At 47.0% G+C, this 12369-nt stretch carries 19 protein-coding genes; 9 read left to right on the forward strand and 10 right to left on the reverse strand.

Annotation, left to right across the window (positions count from 1 at the left end; translation table 11 throughout):
- Positions 1 to 33: 33 nt before the first annotated feature.
- Positions 34 to 351 carry a hypothetical protein gene (locus tag ACFOET_RS10930; RefSeq protein WP_379022503.1) on the forward strand — a complete coding sequence of 106 codons (318 nt, stop codon included), beginning with the start codon at positions 34 to 36 and terminating at the stop codon, positions 349 to 351.
- Positions 352 to 476: 125 nt separating this feature from the next.
- Here the strand turns inward: ACFOET_RS10930 and ACFOET_RS10935 are convergent, their stop codons facing one another.
- Genes ACFOET_RS10935 through ACFOET_RS10955 form a run of 5 tightly spaced genes read right to left on the reverse strand, consistent with a single transcriptional unit; the run spans position 477 to position 5743 of the window.
- Positions 477 to 1076, reverse strand: coding sequence for an HdeD family acid-resistance protein (locus ACFOET_RS10935; protein WP_379022505.1), 600 nt, complete (start codon positions 1074 to 1076; stop codon positions 477 to 479).
- A 54-nt stretch (positions 1077 to 1130) separates the two neighbouring features.
- The gene (locus ACFOET_RS10940; protein WP_379022507.1) at positions 1131 to 2723 is read right to left on the reverse strand and encodes an efflux MFS transporter permease; all 1593 of its coding nucleotides are present in this window, start codon (positions 2721 to 2723) and stop codon (positions 1131 to 1133) included.
- Positions 2724 to 2728: 5 nt separating this feature from the next.
- Positions 2729 to 3874, reverse strand: a complete 1146-nt coding sequence (locus tag ACFOET_RS10945) for an HlyD family secretion protein (RefSeq protein WP_379022509.1) — start codon at positions 3872 to 3874, stop codon at positions 2729 to 2731.
- Between the two features lie 46 nt (positions 3875 to 3920).
- Positions 3921 to 5264, reverse strand: a complete 1344-nt coding sequence (locus tag ACFOET_RS10950; RefSeq protein WP_379022511.1) for a TolC family protein — start codon at positions 5262 to 5264, stop codon at positions 3921 to 3923.
- 53 nt (positions 5265 to 5317) lie between these two features.
- Entirely contained in the window at positions 5318 to 5743 is a 426-nt protein-coding gene (locus tag ACFOET_RS10955; RefSeq protein WP_379022513.1) for a MarR family winged helix-turn-helix transcriptional regulator, read from the reverse strand.
- Positions 5744 to 6108: 365 nt separating this feature from the next.
- On the opposite strand from ACFOET_RS10955, the gene ACFOET_RS10960 reads away from it, so the two are divergent.
- From ACFOET_RS10960 to ACFOET_RS10995, 8 genes are all read left to right on the forward strand, one after another.
- Positions 6109 to 6558: a hypothetical protein gene (locus ACFOET_RS10960; protein WP_379022515.1), complete on the forward strand. Its 450-nt coding sequence runs from the start codon at positions 6109 to 6111 to the stop codon at positions 6556 to 6558.
- A gap of 78 nt (positions 6559 to 6636) precedes the next feature.
- Positions 6637 to 7164 (forward strand): hypothetical protein, encoded by a 528-nt coding sequence (locus ACFOET_RS10965; RefSeq protein ID WP_379022517.1) that lies wholly within the window; start codon positions 6637 to 6639, stop codon positions 7162 to 7164.
- Positions 7165 to 7188: 24 nt separating this feature from the next.
- Positions 7189 to 7386 (forward strand): hypothetical protein, encoded by a 198-nt coding sequence (locus ACFOET_RS10970; protein WP_379022519.1) that lies wholly within the window; start codon positions 7189 to 7191, stop codon positions 7384 to 7386.
- A gap of 78 nt (positions 7387 to 7464) precedes the next feature.
- A complete protein-coding gene (locus ACFOET_RS10975) occupies positions 7465 to 7983 on the forward strand; it encodes a hypothetical protein (RefSeq protein WP_379022521.1) in 519 nt (172 codons plus the stop codon).
- A 24-nt stretch (positions 7984 to 8007) separates the two neighbouring features.
- The gene (locus tag ACFOET_RS10980; protein WP_379022523.1) at positions 8008 to 8205 is read left to right on the forward strand and encodes a hypothetical protein; all 198 of its coding nucleotides are present in this window, start codon (positions 8008 to 8010) and stop codon (positions 8203 to 8205) included.
- A 78-nt stretch (positions 8206 to 8283) separates the two neighbouring features.
- Positions 8284 to 8814 carry a hypothetical protein gene (locus ACFOET_RS10985; RefSeq protein WP_379022525.1) on the forward strand — a complete coding sequence of 177 codons (531 nt, stop codon included), beginning with the start codon at positions 8284 to 8286 and terminating at the stop codon, positions 8812 to 8814.
- 248 nt (positions 8815 to 9062) lie between these two features.
- Positions 9063 to 9311 carry a GtrA family protein gene (locus tag ACFOET_RS10990; RefSeq protein ID WP_379022539.1) on the forward strand — a complete coding sequence of 83 codons (249 nt, stop codon included), beginning with the start codon at positions 9063 to 9065 and terminating at the stop codon, positions 9309 to 9311.
- A gap of 141 nt (positions 9312 to 9452) precedes the next feature.
- Positions 9453 to 9734, forward strand: a complete 282-nt coding sequence (locus tag ACFOET_RS10995) for a hypothetical protein (protein ID WP_379022527.1) — start codon at positions 9453 to 9455, stop codon at positions 9732 to 9734.
- Positions 9735 to 10550: 816 nt separating this feature from the next.
- Here the strand turns inward: ACFOET_RS10995 and ACFOET_RS11000 are convergent.
- The 5 genes from ACFOET_RS11000 to ACFOET_RS11020 all read right to left on the reverse strand — a co-directional run.
- Positions 10551 to 10805: a hypothetical protein gene (locus ACFOET_RS11000; protein ID WP_379022529.1), complete on the reverse strand. Its 255-nt coding sequence runs from the start codon at positions 10803 to 10805 to the stop codon at positions 10551 to 10553.
- Complete coding sequence (locus ACFOET_RS11005) at positions 10806 to 11249, reverse strand: hypothetical protein (RefSeq protein ID WP_379022531.1); 444 nt, start codon at positions 11247 to 11249, stop codon at positions 10806 to 10808.
- A gap of 10 nt (positions 11250 to 11259) precedes the next feature.
- Positions 11260 to 11706 carry a hypothetical protein gene (locus ACFOET_RS11010; RefSeq protein WP_379022533.1) on the reverse strand — a complete coding sequence of 149 codons (447 nt, stop codon included), beginning with the start codon at positions 11704 to 11706 and terminating at the stop codon, positions 11260 to 11262.
- Positions 11707 to 11721: 15 nt separating this feature from the next.
- A complete protein-coding gene (locus ACFOET_RS11015; RefSeq protein WP_379022535.1) occupies positions 11722 to 12108 on the reverse strand; it encodes a hypothetical protein in 387 nt (128 codons plus the stop codon).
- A gap of 2 nt (positions 12109 to 12110) precedes the next feature.
- The coding region (locus tag ACFOET_RS11020) for a hypothetical protein (RefSeq protein WP_379022537.1) at positions 12111 to 12369 on the reverse strand (259 nt) is incomplete at its 5' end.

The raw sequence follows: 12369 nt of genomic DNA on the forward strand, positions 1-12369 counted from the left end.
TGCATCTTCTGTAACCAATGAAAAACAAATGTTATGCGCAAACCAACTCGATTGGGCCACGCACAACCATGCTGTGCCTGCGCCAAAGTGTTCGTGATGCTTTATCCCGAACTGAAACAAATCCGCGCCGACCAACAGGAAATTCTTAACCACGTCCTCGAGAAACAGGAAGCCGAAACTGCGTACCTCGATGCTGCGCAAACGATGGACCGCGTAGGCATCAGCGCACGCACGCTGATGCGCTGCCAGCAGCGGGGCGAAATTGCCGTGGCCAAGATCAAAAACCGCAAGAAGTACTTCCGCGATAGCGATGTGGAACGCCTGCGGCGGGAGTACCGGGGGCTGGCGTGATTAATCGCGGTTTTTGGCTATCTTTCCTTTCGAGGATTCTCCGGCTTCCTGAGCGAAGCGTACCGACCAGGGTAATGGCTATGATGCGTTCGGCACTTTCCGGGCACATGCCATGCCAACGCCCGCTAATTCACTTCCACGTAGTCGTCTAACCGGCCCTCCAGCTCGTCCCGGTATTGCTTTACTTTCCGGAGAATGAGGCTCAGCAGAACATGGAGCAGCCCGACGGTGACCAGCCCGATCCCTATCCAGATGCCGACGGTCATGCCGGTGATGATGGGATTCCAGAGCAACAGGGCGGAAAAGAGGACACCCAGAATTCCCGTTGCCAGTACCCAGCCCCATTTCCTTGTCCCCATACGCTTGATTTCAAATGCATTGATAATCGCCATGACTGACCGGAACAGCAACCATAGCCCGATAAAAACTGACAGCATCAATGCGGATAAGCCTGGGTTGGAGAGTAGGTAGACACCGATCACCAGGTTCAATATGCCGCCGATCAAACTCCAGCCCCAATTATCAAGACGTTTCCGGTTGGCGATGGCATAGACCAGTTCGGCAATTCCGATAATCAGAATTCCGGCGCTCAGGAACACCGTCATGGCAAGAAACGAACTCAGGGGAGTTATAAATGCCCAAATTCCCAATATAAGGTATAAGATTCCGATTATCAGCGTCAAATACCAGTAGTTCAATGCCTTCTTAACGATACTTTTTTTCATGGTTTACAGATTATGAATGATAAAAATTAAATAAATACGACACTTACTATGCTATTAAACAACACCTGCTATGTCTTGGGCACCGGCTGATGCCGCATCCCTGGCTTTCCCGTTTCTGCGGCTTTCCCATTCGGACTTGCGCATGCGGTATCTTGCGATGCGGTACTTGAAATCGCCGAACTGGTGGAAAAAGATGAACGTGAGAAATGCCAGCCCCGTGATGATGACATAGCCCAGCAGGGTCTTGTTGGCGGCCAGTATGGCGCCCAGCTGCACCTGCCCGAAATTGCCCACCGAGTGGTACGTGTTCATGATCGTGGCATCGAAGTAAAAGGCGAGGTTATTGACGCTTTGCCATTGCAGGGCATACTGCAGCCAGCTGAACAGCGCGCTGAAAAATGCCGTTGCAATGAAACTGCGGAATACCATGACCGAACCCACGGATGTGAGCATATCATTCTGGGGGATTCCGTTCAGTCCGTAAAGCCAGAGCGCGATAAACAAGGAACACATCCCATAGCCGTTCAGCAGCTGCGGCAGCAGGAACCAGTCAATGCTGAGGCCCGGCACCATCATGAAGTACAATATCACGTAGTTCAATACATAGGCGGCAAACCCCGAAAAGATGTACATTTTGATCGGCAGGTTATGCTTGGTCCAGTGGAAACTGACAAATCCAGCGATGACCATGCCGGGCATCGTCATCAGGCTGAGCGAGGCATTGATTTTCCAGTTGTAGCCGAGGATGGCATTGGTATAGATGGACTGGATGGAACCGGCGCCCATAAACATTCCAAGGCCGACAAGCAGGATCACACCGATGCGCACGTTGGCTCTTTTGAACAGCCCGAAGGTCATGTAGGGCCTTTTCAGGAACTGCTGGCGGACCACCAGGCAAACCGCCAGCGCAATCGAAGCCAGGGTAGCATACCGGATGCTTGTGGAAACGAACCAGGCCTGTTGCCTGCCAAAGGCGAACACATACGCCAGCGAGAGCATCGAAGCCGAAAACAGGACCACGCTCAGCCAATCAACCTGGTACAGCGGCATTTTCCGCGAGAAACGCAGGTCATGCATCACCACGGTGCAGATGAGCGCAACCAGCAGCAATATCGCGGCGGCGTACAGGTGGATGGATTGCCAGTCGTAGTCCAGGGACACGTTTGCGGCAATCAACCCGCCCAGCTGGCCCGCGATGATTGCAATGGGGTAGAAGAGCGAATAGAAGCGTCCTTTGTCGCCCGTAGGGCTCAGTATGAACATCACCGGCAGGATTACCTCGATCATGCCGAACATCTTGACAAAGCCGAATAGGAAGCTTGACCCCACGATCACCTCGGGCGACATCGTGGTGGCGATGGCCACCGATAGCACGGCCATGGCCAGCAGTGAGGAAATCATCAACTCTTTGGAACGGAAGCGCATCTTGAAGCGCATCACCAGTGGTATGGCAGCCGCCATCCCGATGGTGGACGCAAAGTTGGCCCACACGAAATATTCGGACATGATGCCCGTGCTGCTTACCATCTGCCCCATGTTGCCGCTGTAAATCGGATTGATCAGCATGAAGGTAAACAGCAGCAGAATGATAAGCAGGAGTATGCCGATTTTCGGCACCCAATCCTTTGTCAGTCCTCTGTTATACACGGTTGTTATTTTTTAATAAACACGTTCATGTTCATCCCCGCCCTGAGTTTCCGCAGGTCTTCCGGGGCATTATTTTCCGTAAATTCGATCCTTACCGGGATGCGCTGCTGCACTTTCACGAAGTTGCCCGAGCTGTTGTCGACGGGAACCATCGAGTACCGTGAACCGGTTGCTGCGGATACCGCGGTGACCACCCCCTCGAATTCGTGTTTGCCGATGGCGTCGGCCGTCATGCGGATGTGCTGCCCGATATGGACGCCCGGCATCTGGCTTTCCAGGAAATTTGCGGTCACCCATTTATCGTTGTCCAGTACAATGGTGGCCACCTGCTGCCCCGGCTGGAGCAGCTGGCCCTCATTGATGGTCCGCCTTCCCATGATGCCATCGTAGGGCGCCGTGATGACGGTATACGAAAGGTTGAGCCGGGCCATGTCAAGCGCAGCCTTCGCCCGCTTAATTTCGGCATCGTTCAGGGCGAGCCTGCTTTTGGCTTCCGTCACGGAAAATCCCGCCGACCGGTGTTGGTTGAACTGCGCCTCGTACGAAGACCGGGCCACGTCGTATTCCGTCCTGATCTGGTCATACTGGAAGCGTGTTACGGCTTCAGAAGCCACCAGGTTGGCGTAACGCTCCAGGTTCTTTTCGGCATTTTCCAGCCGGGCTTTGGCACCGGCGGTGTTGGCTTCCATCACCTGCACATTATTGGCTACGGTAGTCACCGTGGATGAAGTGACCCCCTTGGAAGCCAGTGCATTCTGATAGGCGGCTTCCGCCTGTTCCAGCTGCGTGATGATTTCGCGCTCGTCCAATATCAGCAGCGTATCGCCCCGTTTCACCTGCTGGTGCTCGATGAAGCGGATTTCCTTGATATAGGCCGATACCCGGGTGTTGATCGGGTTGACAAAAGCCTCTACCTGGGCGGCATTCGTGAAGTCGTCATCACCGATATGGAAATACTTCTGCACAAGCCAGATGAACCCGCCGGCCACGACGACAAAGACGAGCAGGTTTACGATGGTGGCACGTAGCCTCATGTTGCTCTTCGGGTTGACCTTCCGGCTTTCCTTTTCCGGATCTTTCGCGTTCGGTTGCCGGTTGCCTGCAACGGGTTCCTCTTGTTTCAGTGTGTTGTTTTCTGTATGCTCAGACATGATCCTGTGATTTTGTTTTTTTAATTGTTCTAATGTGTTATCCCGGCTAGAGTGTTCCCGTGCTTTTCAGCAGGTTGTAATACTGGAAAAGGACGCCGATCGCCGCGTTGGCGTGCTGCAGCTCGGCTTCCAGTTTGGCGTTTGTCGCATCAGTCATCTCGGCCGTGATGGCCAGCTGATTCAGGTACTTCGCTTCGACGATGTGATAGTTCTCGTTGGCGAGGCGTTTGGACTCCTCCATCAGTTTTTCCTGCTGCACGGCCTCCCGGTATTTGGTATAGGCGGCATTGATGCCGATATCAATGTTCTGCAGGGTCAATTCCAACGCCTCCTGTGCGATGACCGTCTGCCTTTCCCCGACCTGTATGCGTTTCTTCGTGCGGAACAGGTTGTCGATAGTATAATTCAGGCTCACGCCCACCTGCCAGGTGTTATTGTATAGGTCCATCACCGGCGTGCCTGTCGTGAGCGGGCGCTGCATGTTGTACCCGCCGAAGGCTGATACCGCAGGAAGCCGGTCGGTCTTGATCAGGCTTACGTTCTTTTCGGCCATACCGATCTGCTGGTTAGCCGAACGGATAACGGGGTGCGCACGACGGGCTAGGTCCACGTAATGCGACTGCGCCTGAATCCGGGGCTCGCCGATGGGATCGGCTGGCCTGACCAGCACATCAGCCGGCAGGCCCAATGCATAGGCCAGTTGGTTACTCAGGATGGCGTGGTTGTTTCGGGCCGTCAGGATGGATTGCTCCAGGTTCTTGATCTGCAGTTCCCCGCGGATCACTTCGTTGCGCGTAACCATATCCTGTTCGTACTGTCTCAGCACATTGGCCAGCCGCTGCTCGGCGAGCACCCTGTTCTGCTCGAATACCTGCAATTGGTTGAGCACCCTGCAGATATCCAGGTAATTGGAAATGACGAGGAACTTGATCGACTGCATGTCATTTTCAAGGTCGAGTTCCACAAGCTGGGTCTGCAACCCAGCCAATTCGATGGATTTGGTTATTGCACCGCCCTTGTAAAGCAACTGCGAAGCCTGCACGGCAAAGGAATTCCCGAAATGCGGCATCTCCACGGTCTGCAACTTGGAAAAGTCCGTATTCAGCACCAGCGCGTCACCAAGATAAAGTGCACTGGCTGAAAAGGTCGCCGTGGGCAACCGCTGCTGTTTCGCCACATCCTGCTGGGCCCGGTTGAGCGAGACATTGGCCTTAGAGAGCTTCAGCTGCTGGTGGTTTTCCATTGCCAGTTCCACGGCTTCGTCAAGGGTTAACCGGTGCTCGGCACGTTCCTGCCCGGAGGCTGCCGATGTCGTCAAGGCAGCCACCGCCGTCAGCCACATCACGCCCCTTAGTGATTTCAACGCCTGATTTTTATACCTATTCATCATTTTTATTAGTCAATATGTTAACTGTTAAATATCTAACTATTGTATTAAATTTTTTATTCGATTACCCTGTTCATCTTGGCAATCACCCGGTTCATCACTTTCAGCTCCTCCGCCGTTACATCTTTATAGAGCAGGTCAAACATCTCATCGAATATCGGCTGTACGACGCCCACCAGTTCCCTGCCCTTGGCCGTCAGGGTGATGATCTTGTTTCTCCTATCCGCCGAATCCTCATTCCGGACCACCAGCCCCCGTTTTTGCAAATTATCTATCAACGACGTCAGGCTGGCTTTATTTTTAAATGTAACATCGGCGATCTGCTGCTGGTTCATATACTTTTGCTTGGAAAGTATCAGCAGTACCCGTACCATTTCATAGGTGACGTCCAGTTCCAGGGCCGCAAAACGCTTCTGAAAATAATGGCGCACATTGAGGCTCAGCATCTGCATATTCTCTACTAAATTTTTGACAGCGTCCATATCTCTCGTTGTTTATGGGACAAAGGTAAAACAAAAATGGTTAGAATACAAACTAATATTTAAAAAATTCGTTGTGCGTGTGAGTTTCATGTTTGCTTGACTTTGAGGGTAACAGGAAACCTGACGTTGAGCTTATTGGGTCTGCGCAACCGGAAACCCTTGTTTGTAATCGCAATAGTGGTTTGGTGGGGGGGGGTGGGAGCCAGCCAAAAACAAAAATCACCTTTTCATTTTGCGCGGAATTGAACAGCACGCAAAGAACCAACATTAAAAACGCTGTACAAGACGCTGCCGATTTGAACTGTGCAACTTATGTTGTCAATATGGCCTTGGCAAACAAGCCGGACCTAGCAATCGGTATTTGCGTGGACGGGACGCTAGGAAACGGCACATATAATGCGGCAACAAAGAGCATCGTGTTTTCGACAAACTTTGCTTCGACCCATGTCGAGGTTATACGGCACGAACTCTTCCACGCGTATCAGGACAACATTGCTTATTCAGGTGGCATCGGCAATTACAGTCTAGGTGAACCGGTTTATAGCAACATCGAATTTGAGCAAGCGCTTTTCCATGATATTATGATGCTTCACGGATCCAGTGCAACCGCGATGAATTATTCAGAAGATGAACAACTCAAAGGTCAATATAAAACCTGGATAGACTCTTTAACTAACAATGGCACCGAATACCCGGATTTTTCAGCCAATTGGTCCACGTTCGAAACCAAGTATTTCGAGTTCTTGGAAGAGTTCAAGGACACCAATCCGTATTATAATGCACCGATCATCGGCACGTTGAACCGGAAGCATTGAAACGGGTTTTTAACGGAGGGTTACAGCCCGATTGTGAAAATTGATGCTTTATTTCATCTTTATAAAAGACAATAGGATATGAAGAATTTTTTGAGAATAATGACAATTGCCCTCACCAACCTGATTTTCTTATTGAATACCGAGGCCCAAGAAAAGTTTATTGAAGGTAAACAGACGATGGGCGACCGAACTTTTGAAATAAGGATTTCTAAAATCAACCCAGAAAGAATGTGGGTTACTACAAGGCTTCCACAATACAAGAACGGCTATCCTTTGCCTGAAACCCCAACCCCTCCTATGCCATTACAGAAAGGCGATTTGAATGTGGATACCACAACTGAAAAGACGATTATCCACCAAGTGCTTAAGCACAAATTGGAAAAACTAAAGAAAAATAATGAACAAATCACCATCCATTATGTCTTTGGACAGGATGGAAACATCGTTGATATAGAGTCATTTAGTTTTCCCAAAAACACACTCATCACGCCAAAGGAATTATATATGATAGACAAGCGCCTTCGCAAGGACGTCAAAGCCACTTTCAAGGGAAGGGAATACCTTGAACACCCGGTGATATTCTACGGCCGGGAAATCTGGTTTTGAAAAATACAAAGTACGAATTGGCTCATGGAATACAGGTATTGCAACCGGAGCTACATGGCGGTCTATTCCTGCTTCTCCGACCCGAAATACGCTTTCACAATTGCACTCTTATTCCTAATGTTATCCCTGGAAACCAAATATTTCGAGTTCTTGGAAGAGTTCAAGGACACCAATCCGTATTATAATGCACCGATCATCGGCACGGTGAACCGGAAGCACTGAAACGGGTTTTTAACGGGGGATTACAGCCCGATTGTGAAAATTGATGCTTTATTTCATCTTTATAAAAGACAATAGGATATGAAGAATTTTTTGAAATTATTAGGGATTACTATAATAAACATACTTTTATGTTTAACCGTCAGTGCTCAACAAAAATTTACGGAAGGAAAAATGATTGTTGATGAAATATCTTTTGAGGTATCATTTCCAAAAACCGAAAGTATAGTCGTAAGTAGTCGCTTACCAAAATATAAAGACGGTTACCCATTACCCCAAAGCCCTACCCCTCCACTCCCGATACGGCGTGGTGATATGGAAGTAGATACGCTTATAGATAGAAAGATCATTTACGAAGCGCTCAAAGAAAAGCTAGACAAGCTAAAAGCAAATAGCGAGAAAATTACCATCCGTTATGTTTTCGGGCAAGACGGGAATGTTCTTGACATATCATCTTACAGCCTTCCCAAAAACACGCTCACACCAAAGGAGTTGGCGGTGATAGACAAGCGCCTTCGCAAGGAGGTGAAAGCCACTTTCAAGGGAAGGGAATACCTTGAACATCCGGTGATATTCTATGGACGTGAAATCAGGTTTTGAAAAATTCAAAGTGCGAATTGGCCCATGGAATACAGGTATTGCAACCGGAGCTACATGGCGGTCTATTCCTGCTTCTCCGACCCAAGATACGCCTTCACAATTGCGCTCTTATTCCTAATGTTATCCCTGGAAACCAAATATTTCGAGTTCTTGGAAGAGTTCAAGGACACCAATCCGTATTATAATGCACCGATCATCGGCACGGTGAACCGGAAGCATTGAAACGGGTTTTTAATGGTGGATTACAGCCCGATTGTGAAAATTGATGCTTTATTTCATCTTTATAAAAGCCAATAGGATATGAAGAATTTTTTAAGATTATTGATAATTACCACCCTAGCGAATGTAATTTGGTGCTCAATAGTTGGTGCACAGGAAAAATTTACGGAAGGGAAAAAAATAATAGGCAATCAAAGTTTTGAGACAAAGTTTCTTGAATCAAGTATGAATAGGATGGTTGTAATTACCAAACTTCCACAATTTAAAAATGGCTATCCATTGCCAACAAGCCCAACTCCCCCACTGCCAATACGGAGTGGCGATATGGAAGTGGATACAGTAGTTGATCGGAACATTTTTTTTGACGTGCTGAAAAGCAAACTAGATGCATTAAATACGAACAAAGAAGTAGTTATCATTAATTATGTTTTCGATCATGACGGCAATATATTGGATATTTCTTCTTATGGTTTTCCCAAAAACACACTCATCACGCCAAAGGAATTATATATGATAGACAAGCGCCTTCGCAAGGAGGTGAAAGCCACTTTCAAGGGAAGGGAATACCTTGAACATCCGGTGATATTCTACGGCCGGGAAATCAGGTTTTAATGCTTTGGAGCCGGATTGATTGTTTGGTTTTAAGCCCTAGCTTCGTTCGCAGAGTCAAAGCAGACTGTAAGACTGTTGTCGAATTGTACAGCGTTGGTGGCAATCCTTAACAAAAATTGACTTGCAGGTTTTATGCTTCGCCAGTTTTTCAAATTCAGGATGGTGGGTTTTAACGGTCTCTTCATCGATTTTAGTATTACCTATATATTAAGGAAAAGCTGCTATGGAATAAATTTATTGCCAACGCTATTGGATTTTCAGTAGCCGTAGTTAGCAACTATAACAGGGTATGGACTTTTGAAAGTAACGACCCACGAATTATACGACAACTAGGCTTATTCATTGTAATCAGTTTAGCAGGACTGGGCTTAAATACACTGACCATTTATATCCTCCACCAACGGAAAGAAATCGATTTCTATGTCAGTAAATTCATAGCGGTGATCATCGTATTCTGTTGGAACTTTTTTATTAACGCAACGGTTACTACTGCTTGAGCGCTGACTAAGCAGCAAACGCTTTTAATCAATGTGACGTGCTGCCGTTACACTACCCACTGGCAACGTAGTGCCGATAGACGTCCCGTTTAGTTCTAAAGAAGAAGGGGACCTTGCCGTATATACGTATAACATCAGGCTGTGAGGGATATTGCGGCCTATCTACCCTTCGCAGTGGCGTTTTTTCTGCTTTTAATTTCTATGGTCGCTTTCCGGATTTATTATCCTTACTCCTCCTCCTCCAATGACTTCCGGCATATTTTCCCGGCTATTACCCCATTGGTATTGCTTGCCGTTGCCGGGTTATTGGGTCTGCGCAACCGGAAACCCTTGTTTGTAATCGCAGTTGTGGTCTTGGTCGCGTTCGCGGCCTCCGGCCTTTTGTTCCAAGTCATTACCCTTGCAGCACTATTGGGGGTTTGACACTGTTGTGGATTTTCTCCACACGGGCTTTGGGCTAAAAACGAATAGATTATAAGGAGTATCTTGAGCATGTCAGCCACAGGCTCGGTGGGAAAATGGGATTTGTGCTTTTAACTCTTTAGTTGATTTTATGCTTATTTCCCGTTGCCTCCTCTATTGTTTGCAATTTAAATTGTTTAGGCTTATCACGTTGCCGATTTCCTACCTCGCGGAGGAAGTGGCTGTGAATACACAGGTAACGTTCTGTCATACCCGGTAATGTATAGGATTACGACATTACTGAATTTGAAAGTCTTTTTTATATTTCAAGAAAGGGACATCCTCTAATGATAATAGCTCATCCTTATCCAATTCGAACAGACTGTATCGAACTGCTTTGAAATATTCCAACAATGTCGGTAATTGACTTCGCCTAATAGGAAGTAATTCATTAACATATGTGTAATTGAACCCTAACGATTTACTGTATTGTACAGAATCCTTTTCTATTGCCTTATTTAAAAACGCTAGAAATAGTTCTCGGTTAGACCCATATTTTATTTTTCGTATTTGACTTCTATACTTTTTTTCAACAGCGTCCTTTTTCTGTGCGTAGTCTTTATTCGGCTTTGCAATTTTCAAATACCGATCATAATCGATACTGTAATCTCTAAGTTTGTACAGTTCGGCGGCGAGTTCCCTCGCTTGTTCTCTAGTTTGACACTGAACTTTACTGGCCAACGTGATAATTATGATTACTGACAAATAGATTCTTAAACTTTTCATGTATTCTAAGTGTTTGGACGATAATAGACGCTCGTTGCACGGCCTACGCCTTCAATGGTAATTCTTGGATCCACTATAGACCTGACAGGCGGATCGCAGCCTGTAGACGCACGATATACTGCGGCTATCTTGCTGTCCCTCGGCATTGAAAACAAGGAACCGGCGTATACTGATGTCGCGGTTATTCACGTAGTGTTCGGGTGCCACCACCCGGTTGCCACTGCGTGTTTCCACAATCCAGGCGTCTTTCCCCCTCAGGATCAGCTTCTCCGCCGGGTCGCTGGGTCCAGTTGCTGCGTGTGCCATTCACTTCTCTGAATACCGATCCACCATAAAATACAAGAGTATCGAAACGGGAATACTGATGATAACGATGCGTACCAAAAGATTGAGATTATCCTGCCAATCTGGCGACGGAACGTAGGGCAGAAATACCGCCCAAAAACAAATGATTCCTGTCAAGACCAAACACTTTACCCACAACGAAAACCCATTTTTGCGTCTAGTGTAGCGCCACCCTTTAATTACTTGAAAGGGAATCAATATAAGGACAAAGAAAAATAGTGAAACAAACCACATGGGACGCAGGAGTACCTTGATATATTCCCAAAATGTATCATAATAGGCATCTTCATACCTGAATATCCCATTCTTTATTCCATCGATTAAACTACCCCAATGCCTTGACAGTGCCAGAATAGGAACGACAAACAAACTTACCACCAAATTGACGACAACCTTTCGAATCATAGCCTTTCTTTTAATCAGGACAATCCTTACTGAGTGAGCTTAATGGTGCATCACCATTTATTACATCCTCAACTAATCCCCAATCGGGCCTGTGAACCTGTTTGGGGGCTAAGTTGGATGCTCCCCCATGCTGGTTCACATAATCATTGATCTTATTCTGAAATGAGGCCCATAGTTCATCTGCCCGATTAAATGGCACCCCACTTACTGACTGCAACAATGCAACAACAAAGGTTGTCAGTCTATCCACCCCCCTTGTGTAAAAAGTATACGACCCATCATCATTTTGCTCATAACCAAAGTCCCTATTCCCACTCACTGGATGATTGCCGTATTTGGGGTCAAAAATAGTGGAAAAAGTCCATTTGTCTGTAGAATAATCACTTACAATAACGGATCCGTTGTCATCTAGTACCCCAAAGAGCTCGTCAAAATCTATCGCGATAACAGCACCCAATGGGTTAGAGGAATTCTATAAAGCAGTCTCATTGACACTATACCATTGATAAGGTTCGAACTCAGTGTAGTCAGTATTTATTAAATAATTGATATTCGTTCGGATATGCCGTAAAAATTGTTGAGGAGTGAGCCTTTGTCCATTTACTTCAGGAAGTTGGTCTATCGTGACCGGAAAATAGTCCATATTGACAACTGTGCTGTAGGCATTATCGATGTCTTGAAGTCTAGCTACCGTTTGCGTGGTAATGCCTGGCCGCATAGTTGTCGTACGCACAATTTCGTCTAGCTTATCAAGCTGCGATTGCTGCGGTTTATGCTTCGCGGTAGCTAACCATTTTTTGATGACATCGCACGGGACGTCTGAATCCAATAGAGCAAAAAGCTTGTTCGCGAGTTGCATTTTCAAAAGCATCTCTTTCGTTGTTCACTATCTAACCCATCTATTTCCCTGTTTTGCTGTAGTTCTTCCTCGGAAATATACGGCAGGGCGAAACGATCGAAGTGATCTAACCATTCTTTCCACTCCCAAAAACGCCAGGGATCAAGCGTAAACGTACGGTAGAGTTGCTTGTCTTTGATGGTGGGGTTAGTATTGAGAAAATTATGATACGCGTTATCTCTTGTATCATAGGAAATACCTTTTAGTCTCATTTCGTCAAAT

Source organism: Parapedobacter deserti (assembly GCF_042646065.1).
GTDB classification, from domain to species: domain Bacteria; phylum Bacteroidota; class Bacteroidia; order Sphingobacteriales; family Sphingobacteriaceae; genus Parapedobacter; species Parapedobacter deserti.

Bases quoted from the DNA above. Each gene is read 5' to 3' on its own strand.
- ACFOET_RS10950 (WP_379022511.1), bottom strand. From the start codon at position 5,264: ATGATGAATAGGTATAAAAATCAGGCGTTGAAATCACTAAGGGGCGTG.
- ACFOET_RS10985 (WP_379022525.1), top strand. From the start codon at position 8,284: ATGAAGAATTTTTTAAGATTATTGATAATTACCACCCTAGCGAATGTA.
- ACFOET_RS10980 (WP_379022523.1), top strand. From the start codon at position 8,008: ATGGAATACAGGTATTGCAACCGGAGCTACATGGCGGTCTATTCCTGC.
- ACFOET_RS10955 (WP_379022513.1), bottom strand. From the start codon at position 5,743: ATGGACGCTGTCAAAAATTTAGTAGAGAATATGCAGATGCTGAGCCTC.
- ACFOET_RS10965 (WP_379022517.1), top strand. From the start codon at position 6,637: ATGAAGAATTTTTTGAGAATAATGACAATTGCCCTCACCAACCTGATT.
- ACFOET_RS10935 (WP_379022505.1), bottom strand. From the start codon at position 1,076: ATGAAAAAAAGTATCGTTAAGAAGGCATTGAACTACTGGTATTTGACG.
- ACFOET_RS10970 (WP_379022519.1), top strand. From the start codon at position 7,189: ATGGAATACAGGTATTGCAACCGGAGCTACATGGCGGTCTATTCCTGC.
- ACFOET_RS11005 (WP_379022531.1), bottom strand. From the start codon at position 11,249: ATGATTCGAAAGGTTGTCGTCAATTTGGTGGTAAGTTTGTTTGTCGTT.
- ACFOET_RS11000 (WP_379022529.1), bottom strand. From the start codon at position 10,805: ATGGCACACGCAGCAACTGGACCCAGCGACCCGGCGGAGAAGCTGATC.
- ACFOET_RS10945 (WP_379022509.1), bottom strand. From the start codon at position 3,874: ATGTCTGAGCATACAGAAAACAACACACTGAAACAAGAGGAACCCGTT.
- ACFOET_RS10930 (WP_379022503.1), top strand. From the start codon at position 34: ATGCGCAAACCAACTCGATTGGGCCACGCACAACCATGCTGTGCCTGC.
- ACFOET_RS10975 (WP_379022521.1), top strand. From the start codon at position 7,465: ATGAAGAATTTTTTGAAATTATTAGGGATTACTATAATAAACATACTT.
- ACFOET_RS11015 (WP_379022535.1), bottom strand. From the start codon at position 12,108: ATGCAACTCGCGAACAAGCTTTTTGCTCTATTGGATTCAGACGTCCCG.